General features: G+C 55.7%; 20 protein-coding genes, 1 tRNA gene and 1 pseudogene. 6 read left to right on the top strand and 16 right to left on the bottom strand.

Annotated elements, in window-relative coordinates:
• Positions 1–15 precede the first annotated feature (15 nt).
• The 5 genes from tolB (at position 16) to AC27VO_RS15605 (ending at position 3,664) form a co-directional block, all read left to right on the top strand.
• Positions 16–1,338 (top strand): Tol-Pal system beta propeller repeat protein TolB, encoded by a 1,323-nt coding sequence (tolB, locus tag AC27VO_RS15625; protein WP_488667638.1) that lies wholly within the window; start codon positions 16–18, stop codon positions 1,336–1,338.
• 70 nt (positions 1,339–1,408) lie between these two features.
• Complete coding sequence (pal, locus tag AC27VO_RS15620; protein ID WP_488667637.1) at positions 1,409–1,927, top strand: peptidoglycan-associated lipoprotein Pal; 519 nt, start codon at positions 1,409–1,411, stop codon at positions 1,925–1,927.
• Between the two features lie 30 nt (positions 1,928–1,957).
• Complete coding sequence (ybgF, locus tag AC27VO_RS15615; protein ID WP_488667636.1) at positions 1,958–2,683, top strand: tol-pal system protein YbgF; 726 nt, start codon at positions 1,958–1,960, stop codon at positions 2,681–2,683.
• Positions 2,683–3,507, top strand: coding sequence for a tRNA threonylcarbamoyladenosine dehydratase (locus AC27VO_RS15610; protein ID WP_488667635.1), 825 nt, complete (start codon positions 2,683–2,685; stop codon positions 3,505–3,507). Before ybgF ends, AC27VO_RS15610 begins: the two co-directional genes overlap by 1 nt.
• 81 nt (positions 3,508–3,588) lie before the next feature.
• Positions 3,589–3,664, top strand: a tRNA-Lys gene (locus tag AC27VO_RS15605).
• A 72-nt stretch (positions 3,665–3,736) separates the two neighbouring features.
• Here the strand turns inward: AC27VO_RS15605 and AC27VO_RS15600 are convergent.
• The 6 genes and pseudogenes from AC27VO_RS15600 to AC27VO_RS15575 all read right to left on the bottom strand — a co-directional run bounded on the left by AC27VO_RS15600 (position 3,737) and on the right by AC27VO_RS15575 (position 8,216).
• The gene (locus tag AC27VO_RS15600; RefSeq protein ID WP_488667634.1) at positions 3,737–4,696 is read right to left on the bottom strand and encodes a tyrosine-type recombinase/integrase; all 960 of its coding nucleotides are present in this window, start codon (positions 4,694–4,696) and stop codon (positions 3,737–3,739) included.
• Between the two features lie 343 nt (positions 4,697–5,039).
• Positions 5,040–6,510 (bottom strand): annotated as a pseudogene (locus AC27VO_RS15595) (DNA cytosine methyltransferase).
• 100 nt (positions 6,511–6,610) lie between these two features.
• Positions 6,611–6,871 carry a hypothetical protein gene (locus tag AC27VO_RS15590; protein ID WP_314711653.1) on the bottom strand — a complete coding sequence of 87 codons (261 nt, stop codon included), beginning with the start codon at positions 6,869–6,871 and terminating at the stop codon, positions 6,611–6,613.
• Positions 6,868–7,650 carry a hypothetical protein gene (locus AC27VO_RS15585; RefSeq protein WP_488667633.1) on the bottom strand — a complete coding sequence of 261 codons (783 nt, stop codon included), beginning with the start codon at positions 7,648–7,650 and terminating at the stop codon, positions 6,868–6,870. Before AC27VO_RS15585 ends, AC27VO_RS15590 begins: the two co-directional genes overlap by 4 nt.
• A 30-nt stretch (positions 7,651–7,680) precedes the next feature.
• Positions 7,681–7,878, bottom strand: coding sequence for a hypothetical protein (locus tag AC27VO_RS15580; protein ID WP_488667632.1), 198 nt, complete (start codon positions 7,876–7,878; stop codon positions 7,681–7,683).
• Positions 7,875–8,216 (bottom strand): hypothetical protein, encoded by a 342-nt coding sequence (locus AC27VO_RS15575; protein WP_488667631.1) that lies wholly within the window; start codon positions 8,214–8,216, stop codon positions 7,875–7,877. The genes AC27VO_RS15580 and AC27VO_RS15575 overlap by 4 nt, the downstream gene beginning before the upstream one ends.
• A gap of 144 nt (positions 8,217–8,360) precedes the next feature.
• On the opposite strand from AC27VO_RS15575, the gene AC27VO_RS15570 reads away from it, so the two are divergent.
• Positions 8,361–8,714, top strand: a complete 354-nt coding sequence (locus AC27VO_RS15570) for a hypothetical protein (RefSeq protein WP_488667630.1) — start codon at positions 8,361–8,363, stop codon at positions 8,712–8,714.
• A gap of 318 nt (positions 8,715–9,032) precedes the next feature.
• Here AC27VO_RS15570 and AC27VO_RS15565 read toward each other — a convergent pair whose 3' ends face one another.
• The 10 genes from AC27VO_RS15565 to AC27VO_RS15520 all read right to left on the bottom strand — a co-directional run bounded on the left by AC27VO_RS15565 (position 9,033) and on the right by AC27VO_RS15520 (position 15,836).
• On the bottom strand, positions 9,033–9,899 hold the full coding sequence (locus AC27VO_RS15565; RefSeq protein WP_488667629.1) for a hypothetical protein: 867 nt from the start codon (positions 9,897–9,899) through the stop codon (positions 9,033–9,035).
• A 76-nt stretch (positions 9,900–9,975) separates the two neighbouring features.
• On the bottom strand, positions 9,976–10,248 hold the full coding sequence (locus tag AC27VO_RS15560; RefSeq protein ID WP_488667628.1) for an HU family DNA-binding protein: 273 nt from the start codon (positions 10,246–10,248) through the stop codon (positions 9,976–9,978).
• Positions 10,249–10,311: 63 nt separating this feature from the next.
• The gene (locus AC27VO_RS15555; protein WP_488667627.1) at positions 10,312–12,135 is read right to left on the bottom strand and encodes a YqaJ viral recombinase family protein; all 1,824 of its coding nucleotides are present in this window, start codon (positions 12,133–12,135) and stop codon (positions 10,312–10,314) included.
• Positions 12,132–13,079, bottom strand: coding sequence for a recombinase RecT (locus AC27VO_RS15550; protein ID WP_488667626.1), 948 nt, complete (start codon positions 13,077–13,079; stop codon positions 12,132–12,134). The genes AC27VO_RS15555 and AC27VO_RS15550 overlap by 4 nt, the downstream gene beginning before the upstream one ends.
• Before the next feature lie 90 nt (positions 13,080–13,169).
• Positions 13,170–13,313 (bottom strand): hypothetical protein, encoded by a 144-nt coding sequence (locus tag AC27VO_RS15545; protein WP_488667625.1) that lies wholly within the window; start codon positions 13,311–13,313, stop codon positions 13,170–13,172.
• A complete protein-coding gene (locus AC27VO_RS15540) occupies positions 13,310–13,447 on the bottom strand; it encodes a hypothetical protein (RefSeq protein ID WP_488667624.1) in 138 nt (45 codons plus the stop codon). Before AC27VO_RS15540 ends, AC27VO_RS15545 begins: the two co-directional genes overlap by 4 nt.
• Before the next feature lie 26 nt (positions 13,448–13,473).
• A complete protein-coding gene (locus AC27VO_RS15535; RefSeq protein WP_488667623.1) occupies positions 13,474–14,094 on the bottom strand; it encodes a hypothetical protein in 621 nt (206 codons plus the stop codon).
• A 96-nt stretch (positions 14,095–14,190) separates the two neighbouring features.
• On the bottom strand, positions 14,191–14,538 hold the full coding sequence (locus AC27VO_RS15530; RefSeq protein ID WP_488667622.1) for a hypothetical protein: 348 nt from the start codon (positions 14,536–14,538) through the stop codon (positions 14,191–14,193).
• 434 nt (positions 14,539–14,972) lie between these two features.
• Entirely contained in the window at positions 14,973–15,113 is a 141-nt protein-coding gene (locus AC27VO_RS15525; protein WP_488667621.1) for a hypothetical protein, read from the bottom strand.
• 552 nt (positions 15,114–15,665) lie between these two features.
• Positions 15,666–15,836, bottom strand: coding sequence for a hypothetical protein (locus AC27VO_RS15520; RefSeq protein ID WP_286996673.1), 171 nt, complete (start codon positions 15,834–15,836; stop codon positions 15,666–15,668).
• Positions 15,837–16,237: the final 401 nt, after the last annotated feature.

Genomic DNA, 16,237 nt, shown 5'->3' with positions numbered 1-16,237 from the left:
ACATATTGGCTGCGCATGAATACTGAACACCAATCCCTCATTTCCTCCCTTCAAGCGGCTATGCCGCTTGCCTCGCGCCGCACCTTGCTTGCGGCCATGGTCGCAACCCCTGCGTTGCCTGCTCTGGCGCAATTCCGTGTGGAAGTCACCGGCGTTGGCCTGACCCAGTTGCCTATTGCCTTGCCTGCTTTCCGTGGGGAAGAGGGCGCACCGCAAAAAATTTCACAGATCATCCGCGCCGACTTGGAGCGCAGCGGTCAATTCCGCAACATTGATGCGGCAGGCGAAAAGCTGGACGAAACCTCTCGCCCAGACATGGCGCAGTGGCGCCAGCGTGCTGCAGATGCCCTGGTGACCGGTAGCATCACGCGCTTGGCCGATGGCCGCTATGACGTGCGCTTTCGCCTGTGGGATGTGGTGAAAACCCAAGATCTGGGTGGCCAAGGTTTTGCAGTGTCTCAAGCCGACCTGCGTCTGGTGGCACACCGCATCGCAGACTTCATCTATGAAAAGCTGACGGGCGAGCGCGGTATCTTCTCGACCCGCATTGCCTACGTTACCAAGGCCGGCAAGCGCTACGTGCTGTGGGTGGCCGATGCCGATGGCGAAAACGCCCAGTCTGCACTGTCGAGCACCGAGCCGATCATTTCTCCAGCCTGGTCGCCCAATGGGGGCGAGCTGGCCTACGTGTCGTTCGAAGCCCGCAAGCCCGTGGTCTACGTGCACGAGGTGGCCAGTGGCCGCCGCCGCTTGGTGGCCAATTTCCGTGGCTCGAACAGTGCGCCAGCATGGTCGCCAGACGGCGCTTCTTTGGCCGTGACCCTGACGCGCGATGGTCTCTCTCAGCTCTACCGCATCAGCTCCCATGGCGGCCAGCCCACGCGCCTGACGCAAAGCAACGGTATTGACACCGAGCCCGCATTTTCTGCAGACGGCAAGACCATCTACTTTGTCAGCGACCGTGGCGGCTCGCCGCAGGTCTACAAGGTGCCTGCATCGGGTGGTAGCGCACAGCGCGTTACCTTCTCGGGCAACTACAACATCTCGCCTTCGGTCAGTCCTGATGGCCGGTGGTTGGCCTACATTTCCCGCGTTGGCGGCGCCTTTAAGCTCTACGTCATGGAGCTGGAGACGGGCAATGCCACTGCTGTGACCGACACTTCCGATGATGAAAGCCCCAGCTTTGCGCCAAATAGTCGTCTAATCGCTTACGCAACCAAGCAAGGTGGGCGCGAGGCGCTGATGACCACCACGCTGGACGGCAAAATCAAAGCGCGTCTGGCGGGTCAAGGCGGTGAAATCCGAGAGCCGGATTGGGGCCCTTATCAAAAATATTGAATTTACGTAAACCTTTGTGTCTGGCTTGCGTTCTATTAGTGACCTAGCATCCCTAGGCAAGGAGAATTTAATGATGACTTTCAAGCGAGTTTCTATCGCATTGTCCGTAGCTGCTTTGATGGCAGGCTGCTCTTCCGGCGTGAAGCTGGATGAAAACGCGAATGCTGCCGGTAACGGCGCAAACACTTCCGGCTCCGCCAGCGGCGTGGCTGGTGTGGACCTGACCGGTTCGCAAATCGACGCAGACGGCGGCCCTAAGGGCGTTGGTCGCGTGGTGCACTTTGACTTCGACAGCTTTGTTGTGAAGCAAGAAGCCCAAGGCCTGGTGGACGCTAATGCGCGTTTCATAAAGGCTGATGCTTCGCGCAAGGTGACTGTAGAAGGTCACACCGACGAGCGCGGTGGTCGTGAATACAACCTGGCTCTGGGCCAAAAGCGTGCAGAAGCTGTGCGTCGTTCTTTGACACTGCTGGGCGTGAGCGACAGCCAAGTCGAAGCCGTGAGCTTTGGTGAAGAAAAGCCTGCTGCTACTGGCAGCAACGAAGCTGCTTTCTCGCAGAATCGTCGCGCTGAAATCTCTTACCGTTAAAGCATGAACGTTCGCAATGGATATTTGCGGATGAGTTGCCGTGCACTGGCCGTGATTGGTCTGTGCACGGCATTTGTTCATCCTGCTCACGCTTTTCTGGAAGACGCTGAAGCGCGGCGTGCCATTTTGGAACTGCGCCAGCGCTTTGACAGCAGTGCGGAAGAAGCGGCACAGATGCGCCGCAGCATGCTGGATTTGCAGTCGCAAATTGAAACCATGCGTCGTGAGATTGCCCAGCTGACGGGCAACAAGGAACAGCTGGAGCGTGACGTCTCTGAAATGCAGCGCCGCCAAAAAGATTTGGCTGCCGGCATGGACGATCGCCTGCGCAAGTTCGAGCCCACACGTGTGCAAATGGATGGTCTGGAGTTTGTGGCAGATCCTGCTGAAAAGCGGGACTTTGATGCAGCACTGGAGAAGTTTCGCGCTGGTGAATTTGCCGACGCACGCAAGGCATTCGCAGGTTTTGTGAATGCTTACCCCAGCAGCGGCTACATGCCTTCTGCGCGCTTTTGGCTGGGCAATACGCAGTATGCCGGGCGCGACTACAAAGAGGCGATTGCGAATTTCCGCTCCATGCTCAAGGCTGCCCCGCAGCATGCGCGTGCAGCCGATGCATCGTTATCCATTGCGAACTGCCAGCTTGAGCTGAAAGACACCAAGGGTGCAATCAAAACATTGCAGGACTTGGTGAAAGACTACCCTGGCAGCGAAGCTGCCACCACGGCGAAAGAACGCCTGCAACGTTTGAAGTAATGACTTCTGCTGACAATGTAAGCAACATCATCGCCGGCTCTGCCGGCGATGATTTTTTGGGTGACGTGGATCTACAGCGTCGCTTTGGTGGGCTCGAGCGCCTTTATGGCGTCGAGGGGGCATCCCGTATCCGGCGTGCGCACGTCGCTGTGATTGGCATTGGTGGCGTGGGCTCTTGGACAGCCGAAGCGCTGGCACGCAGTGGCGTGGCCGCTTTGACATTGATCGACCTGGACAACATTGCAGAGTCCAATATCAATCGCCAGATTCATGCGCTAACTGGCACGGTGGGGCAGGCCAAGGTGGATGCCATGCGCGAGCGTATTGCGCAGATCAACCCCACATGCACAGTGCATTGCGTGGAAGATTTTGCCGAGCCTGAGAATTGGCCGGGCATTTTGCCTGAGGGTGTCGACGCTGTGATTGATGCGTGTGACCAGATCAAAGCCAAGTTGGCCATGGCGCAGTGGGCGCGCCGTAACAAGCGCTTGTTCATCAGCATTGGCGCCGCGGGCGGTAAACGACTGGCCCACAAGGTAGAAATAGACGACCTGTCGCAAACCACCCATGACCCTTTGCTGGCACAACTGCGCTACCGTTTGCGCAAAGAGTTCAATGCCCCCAAGGATGGCAAAAAAATGGGTGTGACCGCAGTTTTCAGCCGTGAGGCTGTGGCGCAACCCGATGCTTCTTGCAACGTGGAAGGCCGTGATGGCAGTTTGAACTGCAGCGGTTATGGCTCTGTCGTGGCGGTTACTGCCACCTTTGGTCAATGCGCGGCAGGTTGGGTGCTGGACCAAATTTCGAGCAATCCGAAAAAATAGCACGAATTTGGGAAAACGCCAAAAAAGCAATGTTAGAATTCATTTATTCGCTAGTTAGACAGCTTGTTTAATTAGTCGGTTGGGTCTTTAGCTCAGTCGGTAGAGCAGCGGACTTTTAATCCGTTGGTCGAGGGTTCGAATCCCTCAGGACCCACCAGAGATTTCAAAGCGCTATAGCTATAAAGGCTATAGCGCTTTTCTCGTTATATTCCCACCGTGGGAATATTCATCACTTCAACGAAGCTCTCTTTGCGATCTTTGAGCGGTCGTAGACGCGGGCGGTAGTGGCTGTGTTTGCATGCAGTTCTGGCAGCGTTCCGTGCTGCTCCTTGAATTGCGTCGTGTAGTAAGCCCGCAAGTCGTGGAAAGTAAATCTTCGTTGAATCACGCCTTCACCCAGGGCTTCGACCATAGCGCGCTGCCATCCGGTGGTAAATCCAGATTCAGTTAAAGGGTTGCCCTGCTGATTGATAAATACATTCAGCGATGCATCAGGGCGCGGCAGGGCAAGCAGGCGTTTGGCTAAATCCACCATTGCTGGACCCATGACAATGCTTTCGGCTTTCTTGGTGCCACCATGCTGCTTGGCGCGCATTAAACGGATAACCCCAGCCTGTAGATCAATCTGTGGTGTTTGCAAAGTCAAGAACTCAACACGGCGTGACCCAGCTAAAGCAGCAAATTCAGCCATAAGAGCTAGCATGCGCCGTGCAGGTCCTGATCTAAAAAGCCAATCTAAGAATGCGCGCAATTCCTCTGGCTCAGGAGCTTCTGTACGCGGTCTTTCACTGTTCTTTTTAACCTGCTTGCATGGATTTGCATCTATCTCACCGCGCTCAATGGCTAGTGTCATTAGGTTGGAGAGTAGTGCGATCTCTCTATTTCCTCGAACCGGAGCATCTGCGCGCTCGACTCGCAGGTAGCGTGCAATGTCTGTTGGCCTGATAACGGCTGCTGGCACATCGCCCATAACTTCCATGAGTCTCATGCTGTACTGCTGGTAGTCACTTTGTGTGCGAGGTTTAAGGTCTAACCACTTTTGAGTCTTTTGGTACAGCCCCCAAAGCTCTCTCACTGTTCCTTGGTGGTGCGCTTCTGCATTTACACCAAGGACTTGGCGAATTGCTTCTTCTCGATCAGTGCCAAGGTTTACCGGCTTACCACCCAAAGGGTGATAGCGGTATGTCACTTTCCCATCTTTGCGCGGGCGTGCCTCCATGCGTGGCAGGAGGCCAAAGCCTGAGGCGCGTTCGCGTCTTCTTCCCATCATTTACTCCATTTAAATCCGGATTTTTGGTTCGATGCTAGTGCTTGCTTACTGTTTAGTCGCTGTTCGGCAGCAGTTCTGCCTACAAGCGGTAGGCCATCTGGGCGTCGGCCAGCAACAGGTATACCAAGAACTTTTTCAATGAAGCGCATTTGTGCTGCGCGCTGCTTTCTAGGCGCACACAGCTCATTGACTTCTTGTTCAGTGAGGTGAAGGCTCATATTCATTCAGGTGTAAAAAAGCCCCGACTTAGCGGGGCTGGTTGTTAGGCTGCTAGGCGCAATGCCTGCTGCTCGCTGTAGTTGGCTGCCACAAGTGCGCGAGATAGTGGCGGGCATACGCTGTTGCCACACATGCGCACCTGGGCTGTCTTGGTAATTGGCTCACCAGCTGCACCGGTGTCGATGACGTAGCTGTCAGGAAAACCTTGGGCGCGGTACAGCTCACGCGGGGTAAGCATTCGAAGACCAATGTCTACGATGGCGTATGACTCACCTTTGACCATCACCAGCCCGAAGCGGTCCCGGGTAGGTATGGTGTGCAGCGGGTCTGGCAGGTCTTGGCCATCCTTGTCATTGCCGTAGTACTTCACCAAGAAGGCGCGTACCTCCCCGTGATGGGTGCCTTGCGCGCTGATGGTGTGCACCGGTTCATCCATTGCGGTACCGACACTGCCCACCCGAAACTTGGTCATGTGTGCCGTCACCAGGCTGTGATGGTCCACGCTGGTGACCGTGCCGATGGGGTCTTGCAGATCGCTGCCCACCACGCCGGTGTAGTGCTTGGCCAGGAAGGCTTGCACCAGGGCAAAGTGCCCGCCCTTGATTTGGGCTACCTGAGTGCGCAGGGGGTCGTTGGCGCGGAATGTGCGCTGCGTACTGGCGTTGGCGTGCTCTGTCAGGAAGGGTGCGCTTTCGCCCACGATGAAAGGCTTGTCCGCCTTCACCACATAACGATCAATGCCCTTGGCAATGCGCCGGCAGGTGGCATCTGCCAGCGGCTTGCTGCGCTCAAAGATGCTGGGGGCTGGGATGCTCCAGTCGATGCAGTCTGCTGCTGTGCGCCATGGCTTCATACCAGCGGGCACCTTGCCCTTTGCATCGGGTTTTGCATGCGTAGGGGCGGGCCACACGATAGGTAACCCATCACGGCGCGCCACCAGGAACAGTCGTTTGCGGATCGTGGGAGCACCAAAGTCACAGGCGCGCAGCTCTTTCCACTCCACCTTGTAGCCAAGGTTACGCAGCTCTTGCACCCACAGCTGAAAGGTTTGGCCTTTACGCTCAGGGCAAGGGCGGTCATCAGCACCCAGTGGGCCCCACGTCTGAAACTCTTCCACGTTCTCCAGCAGGATGAGCTTGGGGTGCGTATCAGTTGGCAAGAGTGCTTTAACCCACTCGACCACTACCCATGCCAAGCCTCGAATCTTCTTGCTCACGGGTTTGCCGCCCTTGGCCTTGCTGAAGTGTTTGCAGTCGGGGCTGGCCCATAGCAGGCCCACGGGCTGGCCTTCGGTGACGGTCAGCGGATCCACTTCAAACACATCACTGCAGAAGTGGCGCGTTTGCGGGTGGTTCTTTGTGTGTAGGCTGATGGCCTCGGGGTCGTGGTTGACGGCAATGTCTACCGGGCGGCCTATGGCTTGCTCGATGGCCAGTTGACGCGCCGCCACCGCCGGCAAACAGATCCACCACCAGCTCGCTGTGTACAGGAAGCAGAAATTGAGGGGTGAGCATTGCTCTCTCCAAAAAAAGAACCCCGCTCAGTGGCGGGGCTGGGGTTCGTCAAAATCAGGCCAAGGTGTGCGCTTGTCACGTCTGTTGCGAGCTCTGCGACTCATTGGAGTTGTCCTTGTATTGCTGCAGGCGCTTGGCCGAGCAGAAAAAGGGCAGTTCCCTCTAGGCGCTGTGCTGCTGTGACATAGCCATCTCTTTTGGCAATGAACACGCCTGCAACGCTGCACAACTTCATCAAGTAGTTGCCGTAGTTTGGATCGCTTGGATTGGCGCGGCAGGCGGCCAGGTACTCATTCACCGCCTCGATGGCCAGTTGCTCTGCCTCTTGAGGAGTTGCTGGAGTTGTACTGGTTTGGCTCATGCTGCACCCCCTTGCTTGGCTTGGGCTGCATAAGTACGGTCAATGCGCTCAATTTCAGCCAAGACCAGCGCGCCAGCTTTCACTAAATTGGTGCGCGGGTCTTTTGGCTTCCACCAGCCGGGGGACCATGGCCAACCCTCTGGGGCTTCTTTGGCTCGGAATGGGTCAAAAGCGTGCAGCGCGTAAATCCCGCCAGCTTCTGCCAGTACTCCAGGGTTGTATGCATCGTCTTTCTCTGGCGTCCAGCCCTCGGCGGCAATCTGGCGGGCGCGCTCTGCAAGTCCGCTGCGGGCTGCTTCTGTTGGCTGGGTGGCGGCAAGCGCGGTGCGAAGTTCGTCGGCCTCGATCTGGCAAACTGCTCGCCCCAGGTGCTGCTGCAACCCATCCATGCATGCGAGCGCCTGTTTTGCCGCGCGAATCAGATCATTCCCAGCCACTGCATGCGATGGCACTCCCTCTGCGGGGTGCGCGGGGGCGGCGGCGAGCATCCTGTCCCAAGCAGGTCCCAAGATTACGTCGGGCGCCACAGCGGTATAGCCAGCCATTAGCATTTCATCCGTAACTTTCACCGGCACCAGTGCCCAGCCATCCGGCACTTCGTACTGCACTTCCTGCGGTGCTGCTTGCTCCCCGCTCTGCGCGCTGGATAGCTTGCGCAGCGGCTCCACACCACCAGCCCCTATTGCCTCCAGCTGGCCTTCCAGCTCCGCTATCCGCGCAGCCTGAGCTTTGATCAAGTCGTCCTTGCTGGCGAACTGACTCATTGTGAAATCCATCATGTCTCTCTCCAGATAAAACAAAACCCGCTCTCAGGCGGGTTGCAGGTGTGGTGGGTTCAGGCCGTGGGGCCCGCCCATGGGCAGAGGCTTCGGCACTGGTCTTGGGTCATGCTCCCAGGGCTTGTCCAACTCTTCAGCCTTGATGGCTTGCAGAGCTTCGTGTCTGCCCACGGTCTTGAGCAGCTGGTCGATGCGCTCACAGCGCCAGCGAACGTATGCCGGGGTCATGCGGCCTTGGGCTTTTCAATCAGCCAAACGCGGCCCAGCTTCTCTTTGCAGCCTGGATACAGGCGCACGCTTTTGACGGTCACGCCCTTTTTCTTGTTTCTGCGGATCCAGTTGCGCAGTGCGTTGCCTACGGTGCCGGTGTATTCAGCCTCTACCTTGATGCACTGGCCGGGCTTCATCTTTGCGAAGATGCTGTCGTACTGGCTGCCGAGCTGGCGTTTGACAGGGACGGGGTCGTCGCAGATCTCCAAGTCTTCGGGATTCACGCGGGTGCGGTAGCCGGTCTTGGTCTTTGCTGTATTGGCAATATTGAATGGGTTATGTGCTTGTGCGTGCATGTCGGTCTCCGTGTTCAGGGGGATCAGGACAGCGCCCGGGCAGGCGCTGTGCTCATGCCTCTGTGTTTGTTGGATGGTTTCGTGTAACCTCATTGCAATTAAAAGCATTGCGAGGGTGAAGTGAGTAAAACTAAGATTTATCCAATGACGTCCAATCAGTCGTTTATTGCTGCTTTCGCTTTAGTCGCCTCATTGGTTCTTATATTTTTATTTATTGCTATTGGTGATGAAATCCTTTGCTGGATTAATCGCAATGATGGGCTTGCGGCTTGGATACAAGCAATTTTTTCTATAGTTGCTTTATTTGGTATTTTGGTTCAAGCTAAATTGCACTACAAATCCGAGATTAAATTGCGGTCGTTAGATGAAGACAAGCTAATGTTTCATACAGTTTTCGATATTTCAAATAACTGCAGCTGGCTTAAAAAAAAGCTTACTGAATGTGACTGTTTGATTGCAGCCATAGATACATCCATCGTACGATGGCAGCAACAATGATGCTGTTGAAAGATTGGAAAAATCCAAAGACTTATTGATCCTCGAATTGAATCAATTTGAAAGACGATTTCTAAAAAATATCTCTAATATTAATAATCACTGGCAAATAACTCACGCAACTGAAGTTTTATTTAGCAATCTTGCAAGGCTAAATCTTAAATTGCAGAGCAAAGGCAAAGATCTAATAAAAGAGAAAGAAGAACTTATTAGTAATTGTGAATCTTTATCTGAGATATGCCATTACTACCATGTCAAACTCCATTAAAGATTGGGTTCAATATAAAAGCCCGCTCGAGGCGGGAATTGGGGTGGCTGGGTTTAGGCGGCTTCTGCCTCTGGCGCTTCTTGCTTCACGATGTCAAAGCCGGCCTTGCCAGTTTCTTCATCGATCTCGCTGATGCGAATGACCAAGAACGTGCCTTGCTCGGAGTCAATGTCCAGCTCTTCGCCAACTTCCAGAGGGTTCTCTTCGTTGGTGGCGATCAGCAGTGCGTCGATGCTCTCGTGCTTCTCTTCTTCGCAGCCGCGTGACCAGACCTTGCCAAGGGCGGCCAGCATCAAGGCATCCTCTGGGGTTTGGCCATCACCAAGCTCCATCTGATCCTTGTTCTTTTCCGGGGCGGTCTGCGTGTCGGGCTTGCCAGCGCGATATCCCTTCTTGGCTACCTTCAGCTCAGCGGGCTTGAGCAGGCGGATGTGGATCTCGCCTTCTGATGCAAGGCCAGAAAGATCGCCATACAGCTCGTTGTCCTGCAGCTCGTCACCGTTGTACTGCACGGTAAAGTTCAGCTTGACAGATCCGCCTTCAAAGATCTCGTAGCTGATGGCTGAGAGCACGGCATCCTCAAAACGCACGCGCTCATCGTCGGTACCAAAGTCACGAATAAAGGTGTAGCCACGCAGCTTCACGCCTTTGTTGAAGTGGTAGGTTGTCGGCAACTGTGGGAAGCGCAGATTGGGCAGCGGAATCATCACATCTGGCAGCGTGCCTTGCTGTGCGTCTGCAGCCTTGTTGCAAAAGTGGTGCTCGCGCAGTCCGTCCTGGAGTTGGTTCAGGATGTTGTTCTCTGTGGTCAGAGAGCAGGCGATATCGATTGCACGAACCTTCTCTTCGCCGTGCAGCTCACGGCGAGGGTTGGCGTTTGTGACAACGACGGCGGTGGTTTCTGAGATTTCAAAGCTCACGTTGGTCTCCTTTATTGAGCTTAGTGGGGCAATAAAAAAGCCCGCTGTTTGCGGGCTTGCTGGGGTGATGGGTGGCTCAGTTCAGGGCTTCTTTGAGCTTTTTGCCAGGGCGGAAGACTGGAACCTTCGAGGCCTTGATCTTGATAAGCTCACCGGTACGAGGGTTGCGTCCGGTGCGTCCTGCGCGCTTGCTGGACTCGAATGTTCCGAAGCCAACGATTTGCACCTTGCCGCCTTTTTGCAGCATGCGGGTGACTACAGCAGTGGCGGCGTCCAAGGCGCGGGCTGCTGCAGCCTTGGAGATATCGGCGTCGTATGCGATCTTGTCGATCAACTCTGCTTTGTTCACAGGGTTCTCCTTGTTTAAAAAGAAGCGCCAGCGCAAGTCTTTCAAGCGCTGGCAGCTATGGTTTTATGCAGAAACAGCCAGCTTTTCAGCCAGCTTGCGCATGCCCATTGCCATTTTGATCAACAGGCAGTGCACGTCAGATGTCTGCACCAGCACGGCGCCACGCTCCTTGGTGAAGGCGATGCCGTTGGTTTCCAGAGTCTCTGCAGAGATCTGACCAAGGCCTTGATCCTTGAGCATGGTGTTGACCTGGCCAAGCTTGAGGGTTGCTCCTTCCGCGCTTGGTGTGGCTCCTGTCTTGGCTGCAGCAATGACCTGCTGGGCATCAATACCGGCCACAGCCTCGGCGGCCTTGTCAGCCGCCAGAGTTGTGAGGTCTTGAGCTAGTGGCGCTGGCAGTTGGCCGGTTTGCTGAGCAGCGTTGATTTCGGCTTGCTGTGCCTGAGTCTGCTCTTGAATGCGTTGACGCTCTTTCTCGGCGGCTTCGCGCTCCAGGCGCTCTGCTTCTTCCTTGCGGATCTGCTCGCGCTGGGCTTCAAGGCGCTTCGCCTCAGCCTGCTTGTGCTGACCGATGCGGTGGGCAGTCAGGATCTGAAAGTCCTCGGCCTCTTTGGTACCCACGGTGGCGAAGTCAGCAAACAAGGCAATCCAGTCACCATCCTCTTGCACCAGGTGCTTGCGGTTGGCTTCCAGACGGTCGGTCAGATGGTTGGCTTCGAGCTTGGCACCGGTCAAAGCCACGGCCACAGCATCATCCATGTTGGCCAGCGACTTCTTGCCCTTGATCACTTCGCCAAAGCCACCGTTTACCCGTGGCAGCCAGTTGGCGCCAAGGCGTTGGTTCAGGCTGATGATGTGCTGGTCCAGCTGCTGCTGTGCACCGGTGACGATGGCAGCGCGGCGTGCATCCTTCTCAGCGTCCACCAGCTTTACCGTAGCCAAGCGGGTAGTGCGCGCCAAGTTTTTGAGGTCGGCCACGGTGCGGCGCATCAGCTCCACATCGCTGATCTGTGCCAGTGCACCATCTTCAGCAGTTGCCAGAGCATCTTCAGCCTTCTTGAGCGCCTTGCATGCGGCTTCGGCATCGGCAAACTCTTGGTCAGTGGCTGGCTTTGCAGGGATGCGCTCAATGAAAGCGCGCAGCGCAGCACCGAAAGCGTCCAGATTGCCGCCTACGGTGAGTGCACCTTTGACCTGCACCACGACTGCGGGCAGGCTTTCCACGGGTGCGGCTACGGCAGGGGCAGGGCGCTCGGCTGTGGGGTCGTAGGCGGCCACATCCTTTCCCAGCTGCTCCCAACCAGCAATGATCTGGGCGCGAAGCTCGGCGTCGGGCTCGTACCAGCAATATTTGCGCTCTGCCATTGTGTAGGCATCTTCAGCATCGCGTGGACAGCCTTCAGTTGGCACCCATATGCTTGCCATGAACAGGATGCGCTCACAGCCAGAGACCATGGCCTGCTGCTCCATTTGCACGCGGTATTGCAGAGGTAAGTCAGCGCCAGTACAACCTTCGTGCATGATGTCGCGCAGCGCCTTGTTGAGTGTTTTGTGCTCAAAAGCCACGTCATGCATGAACGTCAAGCCGTCAAAGCTGGCGCTGTACTTGCCTTTCACTCCTACGCAGGGCGACAAGTCGTCGCCAATGATTTCCTCGGCCAGTGGACGGGCCAAGGCTTCAAAGCGGTGGCCATCGTCAAAGCGGCGCTGGGTGTTGGAATCAACCTCAGGCGTCAGGCCTGTGGCCAGCTCTTTGATCAGATCCGAGCGGCTCTTGTAGCTGCTGCAGCCCATCATGGCCGGTGCGTCGGAGGCATTGAAATGCTTAGCGCGGTGGGCATGCCACTCTGGCGTACCCTGAATCAGTTTGACGATTTGCATGGTCATGCTTGCTCCAGTTCTTCGCACTTGGCGTTAAAGATTTCGTTGAGGTGAAGCTTTGTGGCTTCATCGGAGATGGCTTCAATCAGGCCACCCAGCTCGTAGAGCTTGTCCAGGTCGGTGCACGACTTCATGTCGGATTCCAGCTTGGCTGGGTCTACTTGTGGGGCGCCGGTGCTTGCTGGTCGCTGCAGCTTGGCCACTTCATCGCGCAGCTGCTTTTCTTGCGCATCCGATACCTTCCCCTTGCTGGCAAGCCACGCCAGCACTTCATCTAGCGGCTTTCCGCCAGCAATACCCTTGGTCCACTTGGGCAGGCCTGCTGCCCACTTGTCTGCTGGCCATTCAGGCTGAATGACTTCAGCAGGGCCCATGTTCTTTTCGCCGCCAGTGTGCTGCTGGCTTGTTTCCATGTCTTGCAGCTCTTCGGCCACCGGCATACCGCGCAGCACATCCGGAAATACGTCCCGCAGCGCAAAGGCACGGGCACGCATCTGGCGCATGCGCTTTGGATACTGTGACCAAGGACCTTGCTTTCCGGACAAGCCAGCTTTCACCGCATCGTCAATGCTGAAAGTGCGCACCTGCTCGGGGGCGCCTTTGCGCTTGACCCGGCAAAAGGCGGTCTTGCCGTCATCGTCCTCTGTGACGTACTCACACACAGGGCTGGCCAGCACCAAGGCAATGACTGCATCACCCCAGAGGGCGGGGCGACCATTGATGACTGCGAGGTTTTGCAGGGACTGCAATGGCTTGAGGCCCAGCTCACTGCCCCACTGCATAGCTATCAGGCAATTACCGGGCTTGCCCTTGAAGTCTTTGGGCACCAGGTCACTTTCTGCCAAGTAATTGGAGAAAGTCAGTGCCTGCTCAAACGTCTGAGGGCTCAGATCAAACTGACCCGATGGGCGCAAGGCAGTGCTTGCGGTTGGTTGGACTACGGCATTCATTCAAACCTCACAGTGGAAAAGTCATCAGCGCGGCGGCTGCAAAAGTGCTGGCGCTGACGCCCAGCCAGATGAAAAGATGGAAAACGGCTTTCACGAAGTCACCTTGGAGATGAAGCCCCAGACGAAGACGGCCAGAACGAAGGCGAGAACCACCCAAAACAAAGCCCGCACAGTGGCGGGCTTGAAGGGGCGGCGTTTGCGCGGTATGCGCTGGAGTTGGATGGGTGGGCTCATTTAAGTCTCGCTGCGTTAAGCACCACCACGGCACGTGCTTCGGGAAACTTGGCGTAGGCATCAGCTTGTGCGGCATCTACGCTAGGGAAGATGCCGGGGTACTTTGTGCCGGCCACTTTGATTAGGAATGCCATGGTGTTGTCTCCAAGAAAAAGCCGCCTCATTGGGCGGCTGGTTTATCTGTACGCTTGAAGTCTATGACCCAGCACCAAGGGTTGGCGCTCCAGTCGCCGCCTGTGGATTCCCATATGTGCTTGAAGTGCTCATAGGGTGGTGCGTTGTAGTTATAGCCAGGGATAGAGCCATGCCCGCCATGCGCGCCTTCGGCAATGCAGTCAGCGTTGCTGATGTCCTGCAGGCGCTCGACGCGCACTCCAGTGATTTCAAGCCAGATGCGGGCGGCCGACTTAGGCATGTGGATTGCAGGGCGCCAGTGGCGGTACTTTCCTTCTGGTGACTTTTCGCCATCTGGTCCATGTGGATCATCCAAGTAGTCGGCTCGATAGAACACAGGTGTTCCGTCCTGGTATGGCCCAAGTGGGAAATTGGCGTGCTGCCATGTTTCGCGCACATAGATGCGGTCACCTGGCTTACCCATGGGGCAGGGGACGAGCTTTGCGAATTTCCCGTTTTCAATGTTGGCTACATCAATCTCCATCGTGTTGGTCTCACGATTGAGTCGCAATGGCAGCCTTTTCACAATGCGCCGCGTCTGCGTCTTCTGTCCGGCGAGGATTGCGCGCACCAGCGGCGCTTTGAACATCAGTCCTGTTTCTTTCATATCGCCTCCGCTTGGTGTTCGTTCTCAGTTGGCCCCAGCTTCTCGCGCACTTCTTCAGGGCTGCGTGGCTCTGGGTATGTTGGTGGCGGGGTGTACTCAAACTCCATCTGCTTTGTCCCCCACGATGTCGCGCCAGTAGGCTTTGGCGCGGTGCGCTGCAATGGCCTCGCGCACCTTCTGCGCAGCGGGGCTGGTCATCAGCTCAGCAAAAGCGCTGATCGTTTCGTCGTCGCAATCCAGTGCTTCGACAAGCAGCTCGTCGGGCGACCAGTTGTTGGAGCCGAGGCCGACGGTGGTGTGCCACGTCGTGGGCTTGGCCTCAGTGAGGACGACCAGCACCATTTGGCCGGCTTCAATCTCCAGCGCTTCGGCCGTAAAGGCGCGGCGGTCTTGTTCGTTTTCCCAGCGCTCAGCATCCGCGCATGGGCTTGCGGTCATCAACATGGGGAACCTCCAGAAACAAGAAAGCCCGCGTGCTGCGGGCTGGGGGATAAAGAGTCGGTGCCTTTCGGCATGTCATGGGAATTAAGAGAGGGAGGGAGGAGACGCCCACGACCCGGCTGGAAAGGTAGATGGTGGTCAGGGTCGCGCCTGTTTTTTCATGGCAGCTGCCTAGCCCTTTCGGGTACAGCCTAGGACATTCCGACGCCGGTTCAATTCCAAAGCGCCACGCGGCTTGCCGCGCATTCACCATCTAGCGAACCCTTTGCTACCTGCTTTGCCCAGAGGGATAGGCGTTGCAAGCGAGACCCGTAAAGCGCAAAGGGTTCACTGGATGGCTCTGTTAAAACAAGACGAAAAAAAACCCGCTATGTGCGGGCCTTGTTACTAGGATCCAGACAGGCAAGCGAGACGGTTACCTTGGCAAGAAACAAGCTTTAGCTGTGTTGCTTGGACTTGTCGTCTTGCTTTTTATCCGAAGGCTGCTGCCCAGGCTGTGGCTCGTTAGGCGCTGCTTGTTGCGGTTGGCCTGGCTTTTGGCTGGGGTTGGTAGAACCTGGTTGGTTGGTTTGTGTCATAGCGATGACTCCTTAAGTTTGTGGTAACCGAAATGGTTGCCACGTCTTCACAGTGAACCTAAATGAGTACCATCGTTGTACGAATACGTAAGTAACGACATTGTTTAAGTAGGGCTTCATCTTGTGATGATGAGCGCCTACGGCACCTAGTATTCAGCCTCAAGTTTGGTGAGGGGCAGAGGGTTTGACGGATTCATTCGCTGCCGCTGTTGCTGCTGATCGTTTTTTTGCTCCTGATCGGTGGGCGCCTTATCGGGCTGATTAGGAGGAGGGTGCGTAGCGGTGGCGTTAGGTTTCGCGCCACAGCATCTACACAGGTTTTTAAAGCATTTTTGAAGCCAAGACATACAACACCTCTTTAAGAAATAGCCATAAACCCTCCCACGTTCAGAGTACATCTTTGTGGGGACTGCTGGTTGGGCGTTACATCCGCTTAGCTTCACAGCATTCAATAGGGTGTTAGCCAGCTTTTGTATGGATAAAAAAAACCTGCACTAGGCAGGCAAAGCTCTATTGATAGACAGGTGCGTTAATCAAAAAAACGCATCCTCCTTACTCGTACACGTCTTCAGTTTTTTCCTTTGGGCACTGTCCAGGGTGTCCCTTGTCAAAGGTGGATGGCTGAATTGAAGAAGGCTTGGAATTGGTTTTTTGCTCAGCCGGTTTGCTGTGATTGCGCGGCTCAGGCTTGCTAGGTTGGCCTTGCTGTTTAGATTCTTTCATTTTGTTATTCCCTGTTAGTGAGAGTGCTCTGTTTGAAGAGCGCTCGGTGTTTAGTAATCCAGCTGTGATGCACTGAGAGGTGTGCGCTTTCTTGGGGGTACTGGCTGTGAGCCTGTTTTATCCTGCGGGCTTGGAGCCTTATCAGGCGGCGCTGGTTGCTGGGCTGCGGCGTTTGAATTGCGCTGAGAGTTCTTGCAGAACGAGGGTAAATACTTGTGGAACCATGACATAAGACCTCCGATTGAAAAAATAAAAACGACTGCCTCCCCAAGCTCACAGTAATCTCTTTCGCAACCAGAAGTGCGTGCGTTACACCTTCTTGGTAAGTTCAGGTAACCCACAAAGCAGAGCCCTCTTTGAAGAAAAAAAGCTCTGGTTTGTGGTCGTTGCTTTCCTACCTG

The organism is Comamonas sp. 14P8.1.4, assembly GCF_057799285.1.
This window is presented reverse-complemented; position numbering and strand designations above follow the sequence as displayed.

What these genes read in the sequence shown, in the direction of transcription:
- tolB (WP_488667638.1), top strand. Translation starts at nt 16, where the DNA reads ATGAATACTGAACACCAATCCCTCATTTCCTCCCTTCAAGCGGCTATG.
- pal (WP_488667637.1), top strand. Translation starts at nt 1,409, where the DNA reads ATGATGACTTTCAAGCGAGTTTCTATCGCATTGTCCGTAGCTGCTTTG.
- ybgF (WP_488667636.1), top strand. Translation starts at nt 1,958, where the DNA reads ATGAGTTGCCGTGCACTGGCCGTGATTGGTCTGTGCACGGCATTTGTT.
- AC27VO_RS15610 (WP_488667635.1), top strand. Translation starts at nt 2,683, where the DNA reads ATGACTTCTGCTGACAATGTAAGCAACATCATCGCCGGCTCTGCCGGC.
- AC27VO_RS15590 (WP_314711653.1), bottom strand. Translation starts at nt 6,871, where the DNA reads ATGAGCCAAACCAGTACAACTCCAGCAACTCCTCAAGAGGCAGAGCAA.
- AC27VO_RS15585 (WP_488667633.1), bottom strand. Translation starts at nt 7,650, where the DNA reads ATGATGGATTTCACAATGAGTCAGTTCGCCAGCAAGGACGACTTGATC.
- AC27VO_RS15580 (WP_488667632.1), bottom strand. Translation starts at nt 7,878, where the DNA reads ATGACCCCGGCATACGTTCGCTGGCGCTGTGAGCGCATCGACCAGCTG.
- AC27VO_RS15575 (WP_488667631.1), bottom strand. Translation starts at nt 8,216, where the DNA reads ATGCACGCACAAGCACATAACCCATTCAATATTGCCAATACAGCAAAG.
- AC27VO_RS15570 (WP_488667630.1), top strand. Translation starts at nt 8,361, where the DNA reads ATGACGTCCAATCAGTCGTTTATTGCTGCTTTCGCTTTAGTCGCCTCA.
- AC27VO_RS15555 (WP_488667627.1), bottom strand. Translation starts at nt 12,135, where the DNA reads ATGACCATGCAAATCGTCAAACTGATTCAGGGTACGCCAGAGTGGCAT.
- AC27VO_RS15550 (WP_488667626.1), bottom strand. Translation starts at nt 13,079, where the DNA reads ATGAATGCCGTAGTCCAACCAACCGCAAGCACTGCCTTGCGCCCATCG.
- AC27VO_RS15545 (WP_488667625.1), bottom strand. Translation starts at nt 13,313, where the DNA reads ATGAGCCCACCCATCCAACTCCAGCGCATACCGCGCAAACGCCGCCCC.
- AC27VO_RS15540 (WP_488667624.1), bottom strand. Translation starts at nt 13,447, where the DNA reads ATGGCATTCCTAATCAAAGTGGCCGGCACAAAGTACCCCGGCATCTTC.
- AC27VO_RS15535 (WP_488667623.1), bottom strand. Translation starts at nt 14,094, where the DNA reads ATGAAAGAAACAGGACTGATGTTCAAAGCGCCGCTGGTGCGCGCAATC.
- AC27VO_RS15530 (WP_488667622.1), bottom strand. Translation starts at nt 14,538, where the DNA reads ATGTTGATGACCGCAAGCCCATGCGCGGATGCTGAGCGCTGGGAAAAC.
- AC27VO_RS15525 (WP_488667621.1), bottom strand. Translation starts at nt 15,113, where the DNA reads ATGACACAAACCAACCAACCAGGTTCTACCAACCCCAGCCAAAAGCCA.
- AC27VO_RS15520 (WP_286996673.1), bottom strand. Translation starts at nt 15,836, where the DNA reads ATGAAAGAATCTAAACAGCAAGGCCAACCTAGCAAGCCTGAGCCGCGC.